This window comes from Bacteroidota bacterium (assembly GCA_005882315.1).
GTDB lineage: Bacteria > Bacteroidota > Bacteroidia > Chitinophagales > Chitinophagaceae > VBAR01.
On sequence record VBAR01000001.1, the window covers coordinates 645,170 to 667,088 of the forward strand.

General features: G+C 40.0%; 14 protein-coding genes and 1 pseudogene. 6 read left to right on the plus strand and 9 right to left on the minus strand.

All coding sequences use genetic code 11. The features are described from left to right. Window positions 1–31: 31 nt before the first annotated feature. The 4 genes and pseudogenes from E6H07_02605 to E6H07_02620 all read right to left on the minus strand — a co-directional run bounded on the left by E6H07_02605 (window position 32) and on the right by E6H07_02620 (window position 3,874). Window positions 32–784 carry a porin family protein gene (locus tag E6H07_02605; GenBank protein TMI64826.1) on the minus strand — a complete coding sequence of 251 codons (753 nt, stop codon included), beginning with the start codon at window positions 782–784 and terminating at the stop codon, window positions 32–34. Between the two features lie 327 nt (window positions 785–1,111). Continuing rightward, window positions 1,112–2,648 (minus strand): annotated as a pseudogene (locus tag E6H07_02610) (DUF853 family protein). A 39-nt stretch (window positions 2,649–2,687) separates the two neighbouring features. Further along, on the minus strand, window positions 2,688–3,500 hold the full coding sequence (locus E6H07_02615) for a hypothetical protein (protein TMI64827.1): 813 nt from the start codon (window positions 3,498–3,500) through the stop codon (window positions 2,688–2,690). Window positions 3,501–3,502: 2 nt separating this feature from the next. Next, entirely contained in the window at window positions 3,503–3,874 is a 372-nt protein-coding gene (locus E6H07_02620; GenBank protein ID TMI66449.1) for a co-chaperone GroES, read from the minus strand. A gap of 203 nt (window positions 3,875–4,077) precedes the next feature. Here E6H07_02620 and E6H07_02625 point away from each other — a divergent pair, with 203 nt between their 5' ends. Continuing rightward, complete coding sequence (locus E6H07_02625; protein TMI64828.1) at window positions 4,078–4,773, plus strand: response regulator transcription factor; 696 nt, start codon at window positions 4,078–4,080, stop codon at window positions 4,771–4,773. 52 nt (window positions 4,774–4,825) lie between these two features. Here E6H07_02625 and ruvB read toward each other — a convergent pair whose 3' ends face one another. Then, a complete protein-coding gene (ruvB, locus tag E6H07_02630) occupies window positions 4,826–5,854 on the minus strand; it encodes a Holliday junction branch migration DNA helicase RuvB (GenBank protein TMI64829.1) in 1,029 nt (342 codons plus the stop codon). A gap of 89 nt (window positions 5,855–5,943) precedes the next feature. Between ruvB and E6H07_02635 the strand changes: the two genes are divergently transcribed. After that, a complete protein-coding gene (locus E6H07_02635) occupies window positions 5,944–6,237 on the plus strand; it encodes a hypothetical protein (GenBank protein ID TMI64830.1) in 294 nt (97 codons plus the stop codon). A 10-nt stretch (window positions 6,238–6,247) separates the two neighbouring features. Here E6H07_02635 and E6H07_02640 read toward each other — a convergent pair whose 3' ends face one another. Both E6H07_02640 and E6H07_02645 read right to left on the minus strand, forming a co-directional pair. Further along, window positions 6,248–6,937, minus strand: coding sequence for a peptidase M23 (locus E6H07_02640; GenBank protein ID TMI64831.1), 690 nt, complete (start codon window positions 6,935–6,937; stop codon window positions 6,248–6,250). A gap of 78 nt (window positions 6,938–7,015) precedes the next feature. Beyond that, window positions 7,016–14,407: a hypothetical protein gene (locus E6H07_02645; GenBank protein TMI64832.1), complete on the minus strand. Its 7,392-nt coding sequence runs from the start codon at window positions 14,405–14,407 to the stop codon at window positions 7,016–7,018. Window positions 14,408–14,842: 435 nt separating this feature from the next. On the opposite strand from E6H07_02645, the gene E6H07_02650 reads away from it, so the two are divergent. Then, window positions 14,843–15,892, plus strand: coding sequence for a hypothetical protein (locus E6H07_02650; GenBank protein ID TMI64833.1), 1,050 nt, complete (start codon window positions 14,843–14,845; stop codon window positions 15,890–15,892). Between the two features lie 25 nt (window positions 15,893–15,917). Here the strand turns inward: E6H07_02650 and E6H07_02655 are convergent, their stop codons facing one another. Further along, a complete protein-coding gene (locus E6H07_02655) occupies window positions 15,918–16,412 on the minus strand; it encodes a hypothetical protein (GenBank protein ID TMI64834.1) in 495 nt (164 codons plus the stop codon). Between the two features lie 25 nt (window positions 16,413–16,437). Beyond that, window positions 16,438–19,350 (minus strand): leucine--tRNA ligase, encoded by a 2,913-nt coding sequence (locus E6H07_02660; GenBank protein TMI64835.1) that lies wholly within the window; start codon window positions 19,348–19,350, stop codon window positions 16,438–16,440. A 363-nt stretch (window positions 19,351–19,713) separates the two neighbouring features. On the opposite strand from E6H07_02660, the gene E6H07_02665 reads away from it, so the two are divergent. From E6H07_02665 to E6H07_02675, 3 genes are all read left to right on the plus strand, one after another. Further along, window positions 19,714–20,586, plus strand: coding sequence for an FtsX-like permease family protein (locus tag E6H07_02665; GenBank protein TMI64836.1), 873 nt, complete (start codon window positions 19,714–19,716; stop codon window positions 20,584–20,586). Window positions 20,587–20,692: 106 nt separating this feature from the next. Then, window positions 20,693–20,932, plus strand: a complete 240-nt coding sequence (locus tag E6H07_02670) for a DUF3098 domain-containing protein (protein ID TMI64837.1) — start codon at window positions 20,693–20,695, stop codon at window positions 20,930–20,932. A 117-nt stretch (window positions 20,933–21,049) separates the two neighbouring features. Then, complete coding sequence (locus E6H07_02675) at window positions 21,050–21,880, plus strand: undecaprenyl-diphosphate phosphatase (protein TMI64838.1); 831 nt, start codon at window positions 21,050–21,052, stop codon at window positions 21,878–21,880. Window positions 21,881–21,919 lie beyond the last annotated feature (39 nt).

The window sequence follows — 21,919 nt, forward strand, 5'->3', positions numbered from 1 at the left end:
TCAAAAGCCAGAGGTTATGCCTCTGGCTTTTTTATTTTACCGGGGGACAATTCAGCCTGTTTTTATTTCCTGTTTTATAAATAACGCCAATAGTAATACTGTGATAATGATCATCTCTTTTGGGATTAGCAGCATAACTGAACCCATCAAGATAATCGTTAAAAATAAACCGGTATGTTGCTTCTGCATTTATAGCAAACCTGCTTGAAATCTCATATCGAAATCCTATACCAGCAGGAATGAACGGTAATACTTTCGGAAGTTTTTTCTGAGAATCAGTATTTAAACCAGTCCCCACCTCCGATTCAGAAGTAAAAAATTCAGCATTGAAGCTGCTCCAATCAGGTTTGATATTTAAAAAACTTAAGCCTGCACCTGTAAAAACATACGGCGAAAAACGTCCTTTATTCCTGTTAAAATTATTTCCCTGGATATCCCACACAGCCAATCCTGATAATTCGATCAACGGACTTTCGAATTTAAAGTTTCTTTGTTGCCGGTATTCAGGATTTGAATATTTTGACTCATCCCCTTCCAGTTTTGCAATAGCAAGGTTAAAGCGATAACTGAGATTTGAACTCACAATTTTATTTGCAAATAAATGAAGGCCGGGTTTCGTGGTTTTAAATGAACCTAATTGATTTGGTGTTAAATCACCCTGGTAGATATAAGCACCTAAACCTAGCCCTATTTCGAAATTTTTGGATTGAGCCTGAGCATTAATTAGGGTGTTTGTAAATAATAATAACACACCCATGTATTTGTTTTTCATGATAGCTTTCATGTAGTTCACGTTTTTAAATGATGAATGAAAGCAGGAGTTTTGAGAGGAGTTTTTCAAAAAAGTACGGCATAAGCAGGTTTTCAATTACACAGTTCTTTACTGGAACTTTCAGGATTGAAGCTCAGAAAAAGCTTTGTAAGAGATCGGACATTAAAAACGGGCAAAAAATGGAAAGAAGAATATAAGTGAGAAATAGATTCTAGAATTGTTTCATGAAGCTGGTATTAATCACGGCATAAGACATTAATTAATCAGAAAGGTTTATTCTATTGGTTAGTTTTTTTTAAAAATATTTACCATCCAGAAACAAGCAGGTTTTGGGCAGCCTTAAAACAGGCTTTTTTTACGACTACGACCACCTAATCCTAAAACTCCGAGTAAATTTCTCACAATCGTATTGCCAGCAGTACGGGTCATACTTTTCACTACCGGATCATCAAAGAACCCTTTTTCTTTCTTAGTTGTTTTTCTTTCTTCCTTTTCTTCAGCCTGCTCTTGTTTCTGTTCCTGTTCTTTTTTCGCAGCCTCATTCAGCTTTTCGTTCAAAATTTCATAAGCACTTTCGCTATCAACAACTTTGTTATATTTCGCAGCAATCTTTGATTTTGCTACCAATGCATCTATTTCAGTATCTGATAAAATATCCATCCGGCTTTGTGGTGGTCGCAACATGCAATGCACCAGTGGTGTGGGGATTCCTTTTTCGTTCAGCATTGTTACCAATGCTTCACCGATGCCTAATTGAGTAATCAGATCTTCAGTTTTATAAAATTCTGTTTCAGGATAATTCTCCGAAGTTTGTTTTATCACTTTCCTGTCGGCCGCAGTAAAAGCTCTTAAAGCATGCTGCACTTTTAAACCTAACTGTGCCAGCACTGAAGCAGGTACGTCCATCGAGTTTTGTGTACAGAAAAATATCCCGATCCCTTTTGAGCGGATAAGTTTAATGATCGTTTCAATTTGTTGCAGCAACGCATCACTTGCTTCCTGGAAAATAAGATGGGCCTCATCAATAAATAATACCAGCTTGGGTTTATCTAAGTCACCTTCTTCCGGACAACTAGCATATAATTCTGCCAGCAATTGCAACATGAATGTTGAAAACAGTTTTGGTCTGTCTTGTAAATCTGTAACCCTGACTACCGAGATCATTCCGCGGCCATCATCGCTGATACGCATCAGGTCATCCACATCAAAACTTAATTCCCCAAAAAACAGATCGGCACCTTGCTGCTGCAGCTCTATTACTTTTCTTAAGATCGTTCCTGTACTTGTTGTAGAGATCTTTCCGTAATCTTTTTCCATTGCTGCTTTTCCTTCATTACTTACAAACTGCAGCACTTTAATTAAATCTTTCAGATCCAGCAACGGCAGCTTGTTATCATCACAATATTTAAATATCATGGCGACAAAACCACCCTGTGTGTCATTTAATCCTAAAATTTTTGAAAGCAGCACCGGGCCAAACTCACTCACTGTTGCACGCAGTCTTGCCCCTTTTTAGCAACTCAACGGGGTAAGCAGCGGGCTTAAATTCAATGTCTAGTTTTTGAATCCTATCTGTTACTTTATCATTCACTGCTCCGGCAGCAGCAATACCGCTGAGGTCGCCTTTTATATCCATTATTACAACAGGCACACTTGCATCACTTAAAATTTCACTCATCACCTGCAATGTTTTTGTTTTACCGGTTCCTGTGGCACCTGCAATCAAACCGTGACGGTTCATCGTCTTTAGCGGTAATAAAACATCTGCTCCCCTTACTACATTTCCATCCAATACACCATTACCAATTTTAAATGCTTCGCCTTTGAAAGTATAGCCTGCTTTTATTGCTTCCAGAAATTTTGTTGCATCTGCCATAAATGGATGATTATATAAAATGAATTTATGTAAATGTATTTAATACCTCAATACTTCAACCGCTATTTTCCAACCGTCTTTTTCATTGCGCCAGATACGGAGATACCCAAATTGCTTAACTCCTGTTGTTATATTCCCAAATGTATAACCCAAATCTCCTGACGAGGCTATGCCTGAACCAAGCAACCTGAAGACAGCATCCTGGGGGTCATTATTGATAATCCTCTTTTGAAGATTTTTACTTATTGCGGATTGCCGGTTATTGCGTTTCAAAATACTTTTTGCTGACAAAAACTTTTTATAGGCTTTATTTCTATTCTGTACGGATAAAGTTGTAAAGTTCGCTTCTGCCTTCAGCATTTCAGTAGTAGTAGCATTCCCGGAAATCTTTTCAGCTGTTATTTTCTCTAGCTTAGAATCTGAAATAGCTGGTGTATTATTCACCCCCAAATCCACGATAAACTTCCATTCTCCGTTTTTATTGATTTTCCAGACACTGAAGTATTCACCACGGCTGAGCACAGAATCATTGCGGGAGAAAGTATAGGGACCTGTTGTGTAACCGAAATCCTGTGACGCAGCAATTTCAGCGTGTTGCGGCGACCAATCCAATTTACCTGTACGTTTTTCTCTTTTCATCCAGCTTTCGATTGCGTTTACCGGTGCTTCAATTTCCGATGCCCATACGATTCCGGCACTATCAGCAAATTTTAAAAAGGCATCTTTTGTATTATTTGAAACCGAATAAGCGGCAAAATTCCTCTCTGCCTGAACAAGACCGTCAATTGATTTTTGGGCAGCTAAAGAGATAGTAAGAAAAAATAAACCTGTTGAGATAATTGATTTATGCATAATTACAAATCTTCTTCCCGCTCCAGCATCAGCACAGCGCTTTGCGGAACGATAAAATATTTTTCATTTTCATACATCACTTCTGTTGCACCACTTAATAAGAAAATAGCGAGGTCTCCTTCTTTTGCCTGCAGCGGTACATACTTTACCTGATCTTCATCCTGTTTCCATGGTTCATCATCTACCGGCATTGGTATTGCATAACCCGGACCTGTTTTAATTATATAACCTTGTTGTACTTTTTCTTTTTCCTGCACACCTGGTGGCAAATACAGACCGCTATTAGTTCTTTCATCGGGTCTTGCAAGTTTGATTAAAACACGGTCGCCAATCACAATCAGCTTCTTTAAGCGGTTATCCGGAGTAAGATGCATTGCCATTTAATAGAGTTGAAAGACAAAAATAAACCAGTCTGCCCGTGAATCGCCAGTCCCTATTCAATTCTTTTAACAAAATATTGAACCCGAATGCTTCAAGACCGGATTTGCTTTATCTTTATTTGCAATTATTACTTTAACAAAGGATGTCGCAGGTTTTCAAAACTTTACACATCCAAATAGAACCTAAAATAAAAAACATGGAAGGCAAAAAACCCAAAATCTTATTGTGCGAAGACGATAACAATCTCGGAAGTGTGCTGAAGAACTATCTTGAACTGAATGATTATGATGTAACGCTTGAACGGGATGGCCGCCTTGGCCTCGCTGCATTTCAACGTGAAAAATTTGATATCTGCTTACTGGATGTAATGATGCCGAATATGGATGGCTTTACACTCGCAGAAGAGATCCGCGATGTGGACCCCGATATTCCCTTGTTCTTTCTTAGTGCAAAAACTATGAAAGAAGATGTGATCCAGGGGTATAAACTCGGCGCTGATGATTATATCACCAAGCCTTTTGACAGCGAAGTACTGCTGTTGAAAATAAAAGCGATACTGAAGCGTAATGAAGAAATGAACAAGGAAAGTGAGAACAAAGAATTTGATCTATCCACTTATCATTTTAATCCCAAACTACGCCAATTGATACATAATGGTATAACACAAACACTTTCTCCAAAAGAAAATGAGTTATTGAAAATGCTGGCCGAACATTTGAATGATCTATTGCCAAGAGAACAAGCTTTGAAAAAGATCTGGGGCAGCGATACTTATTTCAATGGACGCAGCATGGATGTTTACATTGCAAAGCTGAGAAAGTATTTAAAAGATGATGAAAAGATTGAGATCGTGAATATACATGGCAATGGATTCAGATTAGTTGTACAATAGAACTACAAGTAATAGATTAAAGGGGATTATAGGGAAACCTGTAGTCCTTTTTTTATGAGAAGAGTGTTCCCGGCGAATTTGGTTTTGTTTTGCCTAAATGTTCATAGGCTTTAGCAGTTACCTCCCTGCCTCTTGCTGTTCTTTGTATGAAACCTTCCTGTATTAAAAATGGTTCATACACTTCTTCTAATGTACCAGCTTCTTCTCCTACTGCGGTTGCAATAGTTGTAATACCAACCGGACCACCTTTGAATTTATCGATGATAGTTGAAAGGATGCGATTGTCCATATCATCGAGCCCATGCTCATCCACATTCAATGCTTTGAGTGCATGCTGTGTGATGCCAAAATCAATTTCACCATCATTCAACACTTGCGCAAAATCTCTTACTCTCCGCAACAAACCATTTGCTATACGAGGTGTTCCGCGACTTCTTCTGCCAATTTCATGGACTGCTTCTTTAGAGATTTTTGTACCGAGAATTTTTGAAGAACGATGGATGATCTTATTCAGCACTTCGGCTGTATAATATTCCAGTCTTGATTTAATAGCAAACCTTGAAAGTAATGGAGCCGTTAGCAATCCGCTTCTTGTAGTAGCGCCGATCAATGTAAACTGATTCAGGTTTATCTGTACACTTCTTGCATTGGGGCCGCTGTCAATCATAATATCTATGCGGTAATCTTCCATGGCAGCATAGAGATATTCCTCAACCACATTACTCAGCCGATGTATTTCATCTATAAATAGAACATCATTCGGTTCAAGATTAGTAAGCAGGCCCGCAAGGTCTCCGGGTTTTTCAATCACCGGGCCGGAAGTTTCTTTGATACTTACACCCATTTCATTAGCAACAATTCTTGACAATGTTGTTTTACCCAAACCCGGCGGACCATGAAATAAAATATGATCTAATGCTTCGCCCCGGATCTTTGCTGCTTTTATAAATATGCGAAGGTTCTCGATGATCTGCGACTGACCTGCAAACTCTTCAATATGGGCGGGCCGGATGTTGTTTTCAAACTCCTTATCAGATGCACTTAAAAAATCTTTTTCGTTATTCAGGTTGGGGTTGGCCATGAACTTTATTATTGAACAAAACTAAACATTAAAAAATAAAGCTCTGTAAATCGATTCCCGAAATTGAGAAGCTTTGTTATTTTTGAAATATGACATTGAAAGAATTCAAAGAAAGTTTATCCCAGGAAACTGCACCCCCGGGCATACCGGAGTATCTCAAAGCTTTATGGTATGATACAAAAGGAGATTGGGAAAATGCTCATACTATTATACAAGATATAGAAGATAAAACGGCTGCATGGATACATGCTTATCTCCACCGCAAAGAAGGTGATACTTCGAATGCAGATTACTGGTATAACCGTGCCGGAAGAAAAAGACCCTCTTTAACACTACAAGAAGAATGCGAATCGATAGTGAAGGAATTGACCGGAGAAGATTGATTTATACTGTTTACAAATATTTATTCATTTGCAAGATCAAATCAGGGTCAGTACAGTTTGCCAAATATTTTTTTTGCTCTGATAATTTACAAACTCCAGGATAGTCGCCTTTCATTTCTTCTAAATCTGATATAATCTGGAAATGCAAATGCGATGGCCAGTTCCCGTTTTCAAACTGCATACCGAACTCTGCAAACACATCACCCTTTTTTATTAAAACACCTTCCTCCAGGTTTTTTATTGAGTTCAGGCTTAAATGACCATATAAAGTATAGAAGTTTGTTCCACCGAGATAATGAGACAATATAATCGTAACACCATAATCACCAAAATTATTATTGAATGCAAAGCTGTGAACTACGCCATCCAATGGCGCAATCACCGGTGTATTACATTTACCCCATATATCAGTTCCTAAATGCAATCGCCTGGGCTCATCAGCATCAAACACTTTACTACGACTATAAATTTTCCTGTTCTCATTATAGCCACCAACTGCATACAAAGCTGAAGAGTTAAGTAGCTTCTCATTTATCCATTTACCAAACCGGTCTGTATTAACGTAAATCTCTTCGGTTAGTTCTTCATTTGATAAAGACAGATCCAGGCTGATTATTTTATACTTATCAGGCATAAATGGAACAACAGGATGAAACTCGTTTTGTTTACTGGTTAATATGTCTGCGATACTTATCTGCATTGATTATTTATAAAGATAAAATTAAAAAAGGCATCCCGTTTTAAAGGGATGCCTTGTATGAGTTGATTATTTAATCTATTAATGTGACGCTACAATTACTTTGAAGGTCATTTCAGATGTTCTTACACCATCCTCATAGTAGATGTAAACCAGATAAACCGCTGAAGCAAGGTGACGCAAGTCGATCGGTAATACTCTGCCATAAGGCAGGTTGCTCCATTTCTGGTGTTTCACCAATGCACCCGCAGCAGTAAATACTTTCATACCAAGATAATTATACAATGTGCTGTTCACCCTGATATTAAACTGTCCGTTGTTTGGATTCGGATAAAGTATTACACCACCATTGGTAAGCACCCTGACACGTTCAGGACATGATTCTACCTTGATACTGATAACAGCAGAATCTGAACAACCTGAAGGTGTATTGGTTACTTTATACATAACCGGCCATGTACCTACAGCTGTATTGTAAGGTATGAACTGATTAGTACCCGGCACGACGCCCGGACCACTCCATACACCACCTGCTGGTGACCCACTTAACAACAATAATGTATCACTTACGCAAACTCTTGCTGTAACCGGCACTGCTGTCGCAACTGGTGTTGCGCTAACTGTAAGTGTGGTTGCACTAGAGGTTATGGTGAATCCGCAATTGGTAGTAATTATAACACGATACCTGTAGTTATTGATAGACAATGGCGCATTCGCAATTGTCAATGTCGCAGAAAATACATTGGTATAGAATGGACTTGCTCCAGCTGCTGAGTTGGTAAGGTTAGTCCAGTTAACACCACCATCTGTACTCACCTGCCATTGGTAAATCTGTATTGGAGGAAGTGCAGTGGCTACAACACTCAATGTTCTAGATTGTCTTTCGCAAACAGTTGCAGTAGCAGGAGGTTGTGTTGTAATGGTTGGCAATGTACCTATTAACAGTACAGCATTAGTTGATGTAAGTGCCGGTGGACAAGAACCAGTAACCACCACTGTATACGTTCCTGCGCTTGCAGCCGTAACTGATGTGAGGGTAAGTGTATTTGTTGTTGCTCCTGAAATACCAGGACCATTCACCAGGTTCACACCATCTTTTTTCCATTGGTATGTTAAACCAGCACCGGTTGCAGTTACAGTATAAGTAACATTATTACCAGCACAGATGGTTTGCGTAGCAGGTGTTGGCTGTACTGTTATAGCAGGCAAAGCAAGAATATTTACAGCTATAGTTGCCGGAGCCGCACTCGTACATCCAAAATTGCTTACAGCATTTACACTGTATACAGTATTTACAGTTGGTGATGCTGTTACAGGATTACCAGTTGTCGAGCTTAAGCCTGTAGCTGGTGACCATGTATATGTGATAGTTGTTGCACCCGGTACATCAAATGTAATACTCCAACCATTTAATGTGCCTTGATCGCCACCAACATCATCAACTACATACAGATTCCATGTGCCGTTTGGAGTAAGTGTTAGCGTATTAAACATGCTAATAGTAGGTGCGGCCTGTGTGAAGTTACCTGGACCCGGTGCAGGAAAGTCGTCTGGTACTGTAATATTGGTTGGACTATAGGTACCAGATGGATTTACCGCTGCGCCCAATGCAGGAGCTCCATCAGTTAATGTATATGTAACGTTATTGATAGCATTACCGCCACCAACATCTGACATCAAAATTACATTCGTACCATTAGGCGATTGCAATAAGATATCTATATCAGAGGAGAATGTATGTGTCAGTCCACTCAATGTTACAGAACGTACTCTTGCATAATTAGGTAACCCGCTTATTGCTAAAGTACCAGGATAGGGTGAACCATTTCCCGATGATGGGATAGTAATTGGCGTAGTTGAAGTTCTGGTAGCAGTTGTATCAAGCACCGCTAACTGTGTTGAGCTTCCTGTACAAAGATTAATTGCAGGATAATTAAATGTTATGCTCCAGCTGGTTATACTACCCTGGTCACCTCCAGCATCATCCACAATAAATAATTTCCAATCACCATTAGGCACTAACCCAGGTGTGAACGTAGCCAGTGTTGGTGTAGCCTGTGTAAGACTTCCCGGACCTGGTGCAATGAAGGGATCAGGTGTGCCCACATTTGTAGGGCTATATGTTCCAGTAAGATTAACTGTAGTATTCATTGCAGGGGCTCCGTCCTGGAATGTATAATTAACGTTTACAATATCAGTACCACTTCCCACATCCGACATCAGTATCACATTTGTACCGTTTGGCGATTGTAATACAACATCTATATCTGAAGGGAATGTATGTGAAACTCCGTTCAATGTTACCGAAGCAACAGTTGCTGAACCTGGTAAACCACTTGTTGTGATGGTAGTCGGATAAGGCGTTGCGGGTCCAACAGCATTAATAGTTATAGCACCTCCTGTTGAATTAAATACAGCAGTTTGCTGCGTCATGTTTGTTCCGACAATTATTGGGTTAGGCCTTGGATTAACGGTAACGTTTATCGGAGAAGTAACAGAACAACCTCTGCTATCGGTAGTAGTAAGATTATATACTAATGCTCCTGCAGTTAAGTTACTTGCTGTAAAGTTAGCCGTTGGATTAGAAGGACCACCTGTTGATGGGTTTTGAACAAGCGTACCCGGACCTGCCATTGTGTGTGTGTACTGACCCACAGCTGAAGGACCAAGGATTGCCCACTCAATCAAAGTACCTGCATCGATAGCAGCATTATCCTGAACACTTATTGTCCACGTGCCAGCTGCAGAACAAGGGAATGTCACACCTGACCATGTGTGCGGATTACCCGGCACGTCTGATGGTCTATATGATCCGGCAGGGATTGGCGTTGCACCTAATGTCTCAGGTATGATCGTAGCAGCATTCAAATCAAAAATATAAACACCGCTTAGATCAGCAGAGTTACCCAGTGTTGTAGCAGGTACCCCTGGTCTGTCAAATATTATTGTGGTTCCGCATGGAGAAGTTAATCTTACACTCAAATCTCCTACCCATGTATGTGCGATGTTCACTCTTACTTTTAATTGTGCCGCTGAAGCAAAGTTGAATGCGGCCATTGTTATATTATTGGTTAGAGGTGCTCCTCCATCAGGTATCGCAAGATTAATATTACCCGAGCTAGCTAACACAATATCTGCACCGCCTGCCAATGTACCACCAACAGCTGTTCCTGTCAATGCAACCGGGCCAGGAGCACAAACAGGATTAGGTGTTGCACTCAGGTTTTGATGTACTGGGTTTGGGGTAACTGTTAATGTAACTGCATTGCTTGTTGTGGTTCCACAGGCAGTTGTTATAATAACTCTGTACTGGTGACCACTCTGTGATAATGCCGCACCGGGAACAGCCGTACTATTTGTGGTTGCGCCCGGAATATTATTCCATGTAGCTCCAACATCTGTACTTAGCTGCCATTGATACGTCAGGTTAAGACCCGTTGCAGTAATATCAAATGTTGTTGATGCGCCTTGACAGATCACCCTTGCAACAGGTTGTACTGTTATTGCAGGAGCAGCAGAAGTTGTCAGCGATACGTTTGTACTTACTGTACAACCCAATGCATCACTTGAAGTAAAGACATAGTTATTTACACCAACCGGTGCGTTAGTAACGGTGAAACTACCGGTTTGATTATTTGCACCACTTGATGCATTCTGAACAATGGTGCCAGGACCAGTTAAAGTATGTGTATATCCGCCACCTATGATCAAAGACCAGCTTTCCAATGTACCTACATCACCGCCAGCATTATCAGATACATTTAATGTCCATGTTCCTGCACCACTACATGGGAATGTAATACCACTCCATTGGTGGGCTATACCAGGATTGGCACTATTAGAGGGTTGATAAGTTCCGGGAGCTATTACACCACCACCCGTTTCAGGAATGATGGTTGCTCCGGCAATATCAAATGTATATGTACCAATAAAGTCGGCATCATTGCCGAAAGCACCTTGTGGTACGCCAGGACGATCGAATAAAAATGTAGTACCACATGGGCTGGTTAATTTCAAAATCAGATCACCTACCCAGCTATGACCCGAGTTAGTTGTTACCTGTACTTTAAGATTTGAGGCTGCACCAAAACTGATAGCAGGAGAAGTAAGAGGAATATTTACGCCGGCTGGAATTGCATCCGGAATAGCAATATTCACTGTACCCGTAGAGGCAAGAACAGTGTTTGTTACCGTACCACCATTCGCTGTACCTGTAATGGTTGAAGGCGCCGGTGCGCAAACTGTACTTGGGGTTGCTACCACACCTGTATGAGTTAATGCAGGACTTACATATATGGAAGCTGCGTTTGAAGTTGCAGTACCACATGCACTATTTATCTGGACACGGTATCTGCGGCCATTTAAAACACTTGTTGCTCCGGTAATAACATAGTTAGCTGTAGTTGCTCCGACAATCGGGTTCCAACTTACTCCATTATCAGTGCTCAATTCCCACTGATAAGTCAACCCAAATCCATTAACAACCACGCTAAACACTGCATTAGCACCATTACAGAGAATACTGCTCTGTGGCTGAGTTGTAACAACTGGAGGTGTGCATGCAGGAATAATATCAACTGTATTGGTTACATTGGACTGTAATACGTTTGAAGCATTAAACAAATTCGACTTCATTATTACCACAGGTTTGCTGCTTAGCTTAATGTCATCAACAAACCAACCTGTTGCGCCCACAGAATTATCAGAAGCAAACCGGAAACGAATCATAACTGTTTGGCCGCCGAATGCATTAAGGTTTACAACTGTGGTTAAGAACCCTGCTGCGGCACCTGTAAATGCAGGACGTCCAGCTATAGGGCTAGCAAAAGCTGTTGAGATTACTCCGTTGTATCCGTTTTGAATAATATAAGGTCCAAGATCAGTCCACGAACCTCCGCCATTTGTGCTTATTTCTATTACACCTCCGTCAAATCCGGATTCGGATTGGTAAAGATGTGTAAATCTTAACTCATGAGAAGCTGAAGCACCGGCTGGTAGCAGAAACTGGTTAGTAGTAGCTAAAGTTACATCAGCTACTGCTGCTACATCATTTACAAAATATGAATTCGGAGCACTGCTGCTTTGTGCACTAGAAACGGTCCATACAGATGCACCATTGTTTGTTGCAGCAGTCCATGTAGCAGGGATCGGCGATGTTAATACGGGATCGTTAATATGATCAACAGCCGGGAAATAAGACCCATTATTAATATTAACTGTAAACTGGTACTGATTGGTAGCATTTACAGCAACGTTTACCGGCCAAGATACTACCCTGTTACCTGCATTATAGGTACCACCTGCTGTTGCACTTACGAATGTAACATGCAATGGAAGTGTATCGGTTAATGTATGGTTAACGACCGCGTCGCAATTAGCAGTGATATTTTGTGTATAAACGATATCATTTAATTGTTGCTGTGCTGTTACATTAGCAGTCATCGTATGAGTTGGACCACCGAGGAAACTGGGAATACCGTCTGCGATGCTGCCAGATGAACCTTGTGATGCACCTAGACCCAAACCTCTTCTTGTAAATGCCCTGATAATTGCACAGCTATATTGAGCTCCAAAGAATAAAGTATCTGCACGAAGGATTGCATTGCGGCCATCAACAAAACCGGGGCTACAAGGTTGTAGACGCAAACCTTCCACCACCAGCTTCAATGCTATATTATTACCACCTGTTATAGATGGTGTCACCTGGAACAAGTTAGGGTTGATACCCGCTGTCTGAATAATTTCCCATGTCATTTCCCAAAGCATAGTACACCATACATAACCAACACCGTGAGGAATTGCCTGACCGGGAAGGTTAGCATAAGTAGTCGGGTTTACTGCAAAATTTGTAGAATATCTTGTAGGGCGGATACCGGGACCGTTAGGAGGGTCTCCAAATAACCAGGTACCTACGCCTCTTGGGTTATTAAAACCATCAGAAACTGTAGCAGTAGCCCAATTCGCTGTATACATTAATCCAAAAAAGTCACTCCAGCCCTCACCCATTTGCTCAGAATTACCTAAACAACTTGAGTTACCAGGACCACCTGTTAAACGGTTGCTGATACCATGTGAGTATTCGTGTGCAATTACAATATTATCTGCATCACCATCACGTGCAGGTGCAACGTTATTACATAAAAACATTTGCATTCTACCGCTTGCGCCATCTACGGGAGTACCAAAGTTTGCATTACAAGTTCCACTTCCGTCTTGCGCATCAGCATTTACACGGTCATTACCCAATCCACCGCGACCCAAATTTGTTTGCTGAAAGTTTCCTGACACTTCATCAAAACCATACAAATAAGTAAGGTCATGCATAAGATTGTTCCAGTAAAATAAGTTTGTAATATTAAATTGTTGGTTTGGAACCGGTGTAGTTTGAGTAGGAGCAACTGTAAAATCCGGTGTGAAATTGAAACTAAGATCTGGTAATGCTGTTGTGGAGATAGCCAATAAACCGCCTGTATTGTTTGCATCCGCATCTTCCACAGCTATTACGTTATTACCCCTTGTATCATTCTGATCTGCTATTCCATCATTATGCCAGCCAAGTGTGGTAGCATTACCCGGAGCCCATGTCCATGGGTTAGTATGTGTTTGTGGAGTACCACCAGGATGTTGTGGACTTTCAGCCGGATATTTTACAACACGGTAAATAGCCGAGTTAACAACAAACGGACGGTATTGCCAGTCATAATTCTTTTTAGATCCATCATGTTTAGTAACAAAAGTCTTTGCAATAGAATTTGTCAACTCATTTATAGCAGATGTTGTTGCATGATCTTTATAATGCTCATCTACTGAATGGGCTTTGTTATCCCAATTACAATACACAGTAAGATTTTCAACACCAAGAACTGAGTTAGTATTTGCATCTACTCTTACCAGCCACATATCCTGGCTTTTGTTTGGAGCTATAAAAAACTGCCATGCAAGTTTATACTGCTTCTCATTATTAGTTGGCATCCACACCAGTTCTGCTGTAATATCTTCGCTGGCCACGCCCAATTTACCATATACAAGACGAGAACTGGTTCTTGATTGTACGGGATCATTTATACTACTAACCACTTTTACTTTTCGATCTGCCAAAGCAGTCGCTAATGCGTCATTTACTTTTACCACAGGATCGCCGGAATGATTAGATGTTCTGTCCTGCATTGATCCAAGCAGCCCACCTGCCTGCGATACTATACTTCCGTTTTTAAATGCAAGAACCAGCATTTTATTAAATACTGGTTTACCCTTGTAGGCTTGTTGCATATATGCCATACGGATATTTGTACCTTGTATGATATAGCTTGATTGAACGATCAGATTACTGATATCATCTGACGAAAGACCTAGTTTCTCTTTATTAGCATTCACTAATTGTAAAGCGGCGCTTCTGTCTTTTTCATCTATACCTTGCGCCTGGGAAAAGAATGCGCTAACCAGTAAAGCTGTAAGCAGTAAAATTTTTCTCATGAATTACGATGTTAGATTAATTGATGTGAAATAGCAGTTTAGTTCTAAACAGGATTTTGACGTTAGTTTCCTAAGGATTGAATTATACCCATAATAATAAACGGAGAAAGAAGAGAAGGAAGGAATATCCATTTTCTTCATAAGCAGTTTAAAATTAGTCAGGTAAAAAACCGGTTGGTTAGCCGGAGTTTAATGGAAAGATAGAGATTTTTTCAATCGGCAGCACTTTCCGTTAAAATTTTTATTTAACAGACATGATCTTTTTTATCCGGTGTTTTTACTGAGCTATTTTTCATACCCACCCGCATATCCTGAAACATATGCCCAGCCTGCATTTCAGCTTAATTAAAATACATATTAAATGGACTTAAAAAAGTCAATTTGTTAATGTGATCTCCTCATGAAATATTACCGCTTAGCCATCGTTTTATTGGTATGAATTTCCAAAAATGTCTGCCTTATTTAATTATCATCCAGTTCCTGTTTTCGGGTTCGGCATATGGTCAAATGATAACAGGTACATGGAACGGAAAAATTGGAAAACAAAAAGCAGAAGTGAAGATTGTACAAAAAGGAGATAGTCTTACAGGCACTTCTTATTACTATGAGTCATCCGGTAGTTTCAGACGATACAGTATCAAAGGCTATTTTGATAAAAATACCAACGAAGTTATTTGGTGGGATGATCAGTTGATCGAAGAAAGGACCGGCAAGTTTAGTTTGGGCTCATTGGGAAAGATCCCGCTACTTTCATCTGCAGATTTTAACTGCCCTGGCGGCGGAAGAATGATGCTGGATGGAAAAGCGGCCGAAAAAGAAAATCAATCGGTAACTAAAGGCGATCTGCATCTTGATAAAACGGAGACCTCAACATTTAACGATGAATGGAATTTTATAATTGAAAATTATACTTTCGGCACAAACGATCCTTACTTAATTGACAGCGTTGAAGCAATAGCAGGGACTAAAATCATTGAAGATCCAGTGATCAGGGAAGAAAGAACAATTGCACCTGTAATAAAAAAAGAAGAACCGGTTGTACAAAAACAAGTCAAAAAACAGGAACCAATTGAAACTATAACGAAAGAAGAAGCTAGACCGGTGCCGCCGGTAATCGCAAAACCAATTGAAAAGAAATTTACCGAAAGAACTAAAGTATTTATAAAAGAGATACCTGTTTCAGGCGATTCAATAGAATTACGCTTTTATGATAATGCCGAGGTAGATGGCGACTCCATTTCACTTTTCTTAAATAACAAACTTGTATTTGAGCATATTCGTCTTACAGCGGTTGCTTATACAATCAAACTTTCTGTACAAGATTTAAATGAAAGCAATGAACTGGTAATGGTAGCCGAAAATCTTGGTTCCATTCCACCCAATACTTCTTATATGGTAGCTATTGTAAAAGATGAACGCTATGATGCAAGGCTTGCCAGTACAGAAGGAAGCAGTGCAATGATACGACTCGTCAAAAGCAATTGATCATTATATTTCTTCAATTGCCCTGTCAAAGTTTGACATGAAGTTTATACGATCCTGTTATTTCACTTTCACTTTTTTTGTCCCACACACGGAACGAAACAAGAAAATAATCATACTCTTTATCGGCTGTATTTATTACGGCTTGTACGGTCACCCTATATCCGTCTTCAGCAGAAATGCCACCGGGATGTGATTCCATAAGATCAGTCTTTTCGAAAATATGAGTGCTATCATTTGTCTCCACTTTTTGGCCAACACCGGGATATATCTTTCCATCTTCTGCATTCCAACCACTGTCAATAAGGATTATCAAATTTACGTGTTGCCCAATAGTCACTTTGTTATCATCTCCAACCCTACTACTATCATTAAAAGCAAGGAAAGCTTCTTTAATTTTAAACCCTTTTGATTCGAGTAAAATATTGTTTTTATATTTTGACCCTACTTCTTTCTTTTTGTTGTTGCAGGAAAACATCAGCACTGCTGACAGAAAGATCATGATTGAAAGCCCATATTTCATAGGGTAATTTTAAATTAAACCTGTTTTATACAACTACGTTGATCATTTTATTTTTAACATAAATGATCTTCTTGGGTTGTTTGCCTTCAAGCCATTTCAATACAGTTGCATCTTTCAAAACAATTTCTTCAACCTGCTGCTGGGTAGCATCGAGTGCAATGGTGAGTTCGCTTCTTGTCTTACCGTTGATGGCAACCGGGTATGCTTTTGAAGTTTCTTTTAAATATTTATCGTTCCATTTAGGAAATGAAGCATCGAGAATAGTTCCGCTATTCCCCAATGCACTCCACAATTCTTCACTGATATGCGGCGCATAAGGCGTAAGTAAAATAAGCAACTGCTCAAGTACTTCTTTCTTATGACATTTCAGATCAGTAAGATCATTCACACATATCATAAATGTGCTGACGCCAGTATTAAAACTAAACCGTTCGGTATCTTCTTCGATCTTCTTAATTGTTTTATGCAGCACTTTTAATTCTGCGTCTGTTGCTTTTTCTTCGTCCCATATTTTTCCTTTCAGTTCATCAAAAAATAAACGCCAGAGTTTTTTCAGGAAACGATGAACACCTTCAATCCCTTTTGTATCCCATGGTTTGCTCATCTCTACCGGCCCGAGGAACATTTCATACATGCGGAAAGTATCAGCGCCGTATTTAGCGACAACATCGTCAGGATTAACTACATTAAAATAGCGTTTACTCATTTTCTCTACTACTCCAGCACAAATAAATCTTCCGTCATCTTCAAAAACAAACTCAGCATCTTCATACTGTTTTCTATATTCTCTAAATCGTTCCACATCCAATTCATCACCCTCAAAAAAATCAACAGGGACATGAATATCCGAGCTGTAAGTAATATGTGTGATAGGCTTGTTTTCTGGTATTGTTACATCGCTAAAAAGTTTTGAAATCCATAACTGGATAATTTTTTCGCTATTTAAGCCCTTAAGTTCATCAAAGAAGTTTAGTTTATTTTTTGAAACAAACCGAGTGGAAACAATCTCACCTTCTGTCTCTCTCTCGCTTTTGTGAATTAATTGAACTCTATCAATAATTCTACTAACTCCCTGTATCATCCCCTGATTCACCAATCTTTTATACGGTTCATCATGCCCGATCAATCCAATATCAAATAAGAATTTCGTCCACATGCGACTGTACAATAAATGCCCAACTGCATGTTCTGTTCCGCCAATGTACAGATCAACTTGTCCCCAGTAATCACTTGCTTTGCGGCTGCAAAATGCTGAATCATTCTCCGGATCCATGTAGCGTAAAAAATACCATGATGAACCAGCATAACCCGGCATCGTATTTACTTCACGTATTCCGCCTTTATATTTTTTCCATTCCGTTAAGTTAGATAACGGCCCTTCAGCATCCGGTCCGGGTTTCAGTTCATCCATATGCGGTAACTCAACCGGCAACTCAGACTCATCGAGTGCATAAGCAGTTTCACCTTTCCAAATAATCGGGAATGGCTCGCCCCAATAACGCTGGCGGCTAAATGCTGCATCACGCATTTTATAATTTACTTTTCTTATGCCAATGCCCATCTCTTCGATCTTCTTTATCACCACTTCAATCGCATCACGCATCACCATACCATTGATGAAATCACTGTTCTCTAATATTGCATCTTTCGTTGGATTAGCTTCTTCACCATTATAATATGATCCGATAATGTTGGTGATGGGAATATTAAAATGTTGCGCAAACTTGTGATCTCTTTCATCACCACAAGGCACACCCATGATAGCACCAGTACCATAACCCGCTAATACATATTCACTGATCCAGATCGGAATTTCTCTTCCGTTGAAAGGATTCTTAGCATAAGAGCCAGTAAACACACCGGTGATCTTTTTCTCTGCCATTCGTTCTCTTTCACTACGGCTTTTTACATAAGCGAGGTATTCATCTACAGCCGAAGTTTGTTCAGCCGATTTTATTTCATTCACCATTTCCAGTTCAGGAGCTATCACCATAAAGTCAACGCCGAAGATCGTATCAGGACGAGTAGTGTAAACTCTTAAGGTTTTCACGTTTGCCTTTTCACTTTTCACATCGAAGTCAATCTCTGCTCCTGAGGATTTACCGATCCAGTTCGATTGCATTTCCTTCATGCTATCACTGAAATCAACTGTATTCAATCCTTCCAGCAAACGATCAGCATATTCAGTGATGCGCAAATACCATTGGCGTAATTTCTTTTTCACAACAGGATGTCCGCCACGTTCACTTACACCATTTACTACTTCATCATTTGCCAGTACAGTTCCCAATGCTTCACACCAGTTCACTTCGCCATAACCACAAAATGAAAGACGATAACCCATCAATATGGCCATCTTTCTTGCTTCATCAAAAGCTTTCCATTCAGCAGCAGTGAAAACGTGAGACGTGAGACGTGAGACGTGAGAGGAAGAGCCTTCTTTTTCAAATGCAGCAACTAAATTGCTTATAGGTTCTGCCTTATTCGTTTTTTGATTAAAAAACGAATTGAACAATTGCAGAAATATCCATTGTGTCCATTTATAATATTTGGGATCGCTGGTTTCTACCTGCCTGTCCCAATCAAAACTGAAACCGATATTATCCAATTGATTTCTGAAGTTCCTGATGTTATTATCTGTCGAAACTTTTGGATGAATACCATGTTCGATCGCATATTGTTCCGCCGGCAAACCAAATGCGTCATAACCCATCGGGTGCAATACATTAAAACCTTTTAGTCGCTTGAACCGTGCATAAATATCCGATGCGATATAACCCAGCGGATGCCCCACATGCAAACCTGCACCACTCGGATACGGAAACATATCCAGCACATAATACTTCGGCTTATTGCTGTCATTCGAAACCTTATATGCTTTTGTTTCGTTCCAATGCTGTTGCCATTTCTTTTCTATATCTCTGAATCTATATTCCATTCTTGGTTATAAGTTGTACGTATTAAGTTATAAGTTTTTTGAGACCGGCTGCATTACTGCTATTAAGCTTCCGTTGCGTCGCACACTTGTACATCCTGTAATTCTGCTCAGCATAATTGATGATAAGAATTAATGCAGTTAAACACTTCCTTTCTCAGATTCCGCATCACAACATCGTTGAGCAGACCTGCCTGCCGGCAGGCAGGGATGTGAAAGAAGACTTAAAAACAATTATCTGTCACACATCAAATGCCATCTGCAATAATTTCCGGCTGAATCAATCGTTAGAATGCTGGCAAAAATACAGATTGTACTGCTTTATCCGTTATTTTTGCGACAGTTATAACCTAAAATCAATATCAAATGGCACAACCGGGCAAAGGCTCTATCAAACGCGGAAAACCATCCTACTTCATGTCCATCCTCGGCGTCAGTCTTGTATTATTTGTACTCGGATTGATCGGCTGGCTCATCATCAGTGCCAATAAATTGGGTGGCGAATTCAAAGAAAATGTGGAAGTAAAGGCCTACCTGCGTGGCGATCTGAAACCCAACGACAGCATTGCACTGATGAATTATATTTCTTCCCAGCCTTACGTAAAATCTATAGAATTTGTAACCAAAGAACAGGCTCATAAGATCTACCTCGGCGATGGCAACGATGATTTTGGTAAAGTACTTGACTTTAACCCGCTGCCGAATGCTATTTATTTTAAAATGAAACAGGAGTACCTGCATCCCGATACATTGAAAAACATCAAAACAACACTGGAGCAGCAGACCTATATCTCAGAAGTGGAATACCAGCAGGCACTGATTGAAAAACTGAACAACAATATTAAAAAGATAAGCCTCATATTATTAATAATAGCAGCAATACTGGCTATTGTGGTTATCGTACTTATTGATAATACTATTCGTTTAGCCATGTTTAGTAACCGCTTCCTTATCAAAACCATGCAGATGGTTGGCGCCACCCGTATGTTTATTGCCAAGCCAATGACAACAAAGGCCATCATGAACGGATTGATCAGCGGCGTATTGGCCACGGGTGCCGTATTAGTCGCCATTTTTTTAGCAGAAAGATTGGTACCTGAAATGAAAGCTGTACATGATAATAAAATGCTGGTCATTCTCTTCGCTATGCTGATATTACTGGGTATCGCTATTACATTGGTAAGTACCTACCGCAGCGTAAATAAGTACATTAAGATGAAGCTGGATGATCTGTACTAGTGAATTGTCAATAGTGAATGGTGAATATAGTTCTCGATTTGACATTCACAATTGACCATTGCCCATTCACTAAAATTGCTATATTGCACCCCTTAATTGAGCATTTATGAGTGAGCAAAAAACGACTCCTTCTATTTTTTCCAAACAAAATTATATCTGGATGCTGGCCGGGCTTGCATTGATCGCAATCGGTATGTTCCTGATGGCCGGCGGCAAAAGTGAAAATCCTGCTGTGTTTGATACAAAAGAAGTGTATAGCACAACCCGCATAACTATTGCCCCCTTGCTTATATTGGCCGGGTTGGTAGTGGAAGTATTTGCTATTTTCAGAAAACCAAAATCTTAATGTGCAAATTTCCGACCTGCCTGCCGGCAGGCAGGTGTGCAAATTTGCGGATTCTATTAATGCAATCCGGGCTTTCATTTGCACATCCGCACATTCACTAATTCGCACATTCGCATCATGAACATCATTGAAGCAATCATCATCGCCGTTGTAGAAGGTCTTACCGAGTTTCTCCCCATTTCTTCTACGGGGCATATGATCATTACCGAGCATATGCTGGGCCTTGGATTAACTGATGCAGATAAAAATTTCGTTAAACTCTTTACGGTATCAATTCAGTTGGGAGCTATTCTCGCAGTGGTTGTCTTATACTGGCGCAAGTTTTTTGAGTTTCGCCGCTGGCAATTTTATGCAAAACTGGTTGTAGGTGTAATACCGGCATTGATACTCGGTTATTTGTTTGCTGATAAAATAGATGAACTGTTATTTAATCCAACCGTTGTTGCTATCGCAATGCTGGCAGGTGGTTTTGTGCTGTTGATTATTGATAATGTTTTCAAAAAACATCCGATCGAATCAGACGACCAGATGAGTTTTTTGAATTCGTTTATTATTGGTTGCTGGCAGGTGCTGTCGATGATACCCGGTGTAAGTCGCAGTGCCGCATCGATCATCGGTGGTATGCAGCAAAAGCTTACAAGAAATCTTGCTGCCGAGTTTTCATTCTTCCTGGCTGTACCAACTATGTTTGCTGCTACCGCTTATTCCTTGTTTGTAAAAAACTGGAACCATAATGGCGTAATGCAAAAAGGGATCAAGATCATTACCGAAAATTCGCAGAACACTACTTCATTCATCGTTGGTAATATTGTTGCTTTTATTGTGGCGTTATTGGCCATCCGTTTCTTTATTAATTTTTTAAAGATCTACGGATTCAAGCTGTTCGGTATTTACCGCATCATTGCCGGCATCATTTTGCTTATCCTGATTTTTACCGGAATTATTTAAGGCTTGAATGTTTTTGGTATATTGGTTCTCAATTCACTT

Coding starts and splice junctions, on each gene's coding strand:
- ruvB (TMI64829.1), bottom strand. CDS start 5,854: ATGGCCAACCCCAACCTGAATAACGAAAAAGATTTTTTAAGTGCATCT.
- E6H07_02660 (TMI64835.1), bottom strand. CDS start 19,350: ATGGAATATAGATTCAGAGATATAGAAAAGAAATGGCAACAGCATTGG.
- E6H07_02640 (TMI64831.1), bottom strand. CDS start 6,937: ATGCAGATAAGTATCGCAGACATATTAACCAGTAAACAAAACGAGTTT.
- E6H07_02650 (TMI64833.1), top strand. CDS start 14,843: ATGAATTTCCAAAAATGTCTGCCTTATTTAATTATCATCCAGTTCCTG.
- E6H07_02665 (TMI64836.1), top strand. CDS start 19,714: ATGGCACAACCGGGCAAAGGCTCTATCAAACGCGGAAAACCATCCTAC.
- E6H07_02615 (TMI64827.1), bottom strand. CDS start 3,500: ATGCATAAATCAATTATCTCAACAGGTTTATTTTTTCTTACTATCTCT.
- E6H07_02635 (TMI64830.1), top strand. CDS start 5,944: ATGACATTGAAAGAATTCAAAGAAAGTTTATCCCAGGAAACTGCACCC.
- E6H07_02670 (TMI64837.1), top strand. CDS start 20,693: ATGAGTGAGCAAAAAACGACTCCTTCTATTTTTTCCAAACAAAATTAT.
- E6H07_02655 (TMI64834.1), bottom strand. CDS start 16,412: ATGAAATATGGGCTTTCAATCATGATCTTTCTGTCAGCAGTGCTGATG.
- E6H07_02620 (TMI66449.1), bottom strand. CDS start 3,874: ATGCATCTTACTCCGGATAACCGCTTAAAGAAGCTGATTGTGATTGGC.
- E6H07_02625 (TMI64828.1), top strand. CDS start 4,078: ATGGAAGGCAAAAAACCCAAAATCTTATTGTGCGAAGACGATAACAAT.
- E6H07_02605 (TMI64826.1), bottom strand. CDS start 784: ATGAAAGCTATCATGAAAAACAAATACATGGGTGTGTTATTATTATTT.
- E6H07_02675 (TMI64838.1), top strand. CDS start 21,050: ATGAACATCATTGAAGCAATCATCATCGCCGTTGTAGAAGGTCTTACC.
- E6H07_02645 (TMI64832.1), bottom strand. CDS start 14,407: ATGAGAAAAATTTTACTGCTTACAGCTTTACTGGTTAGCGCATTCTTT.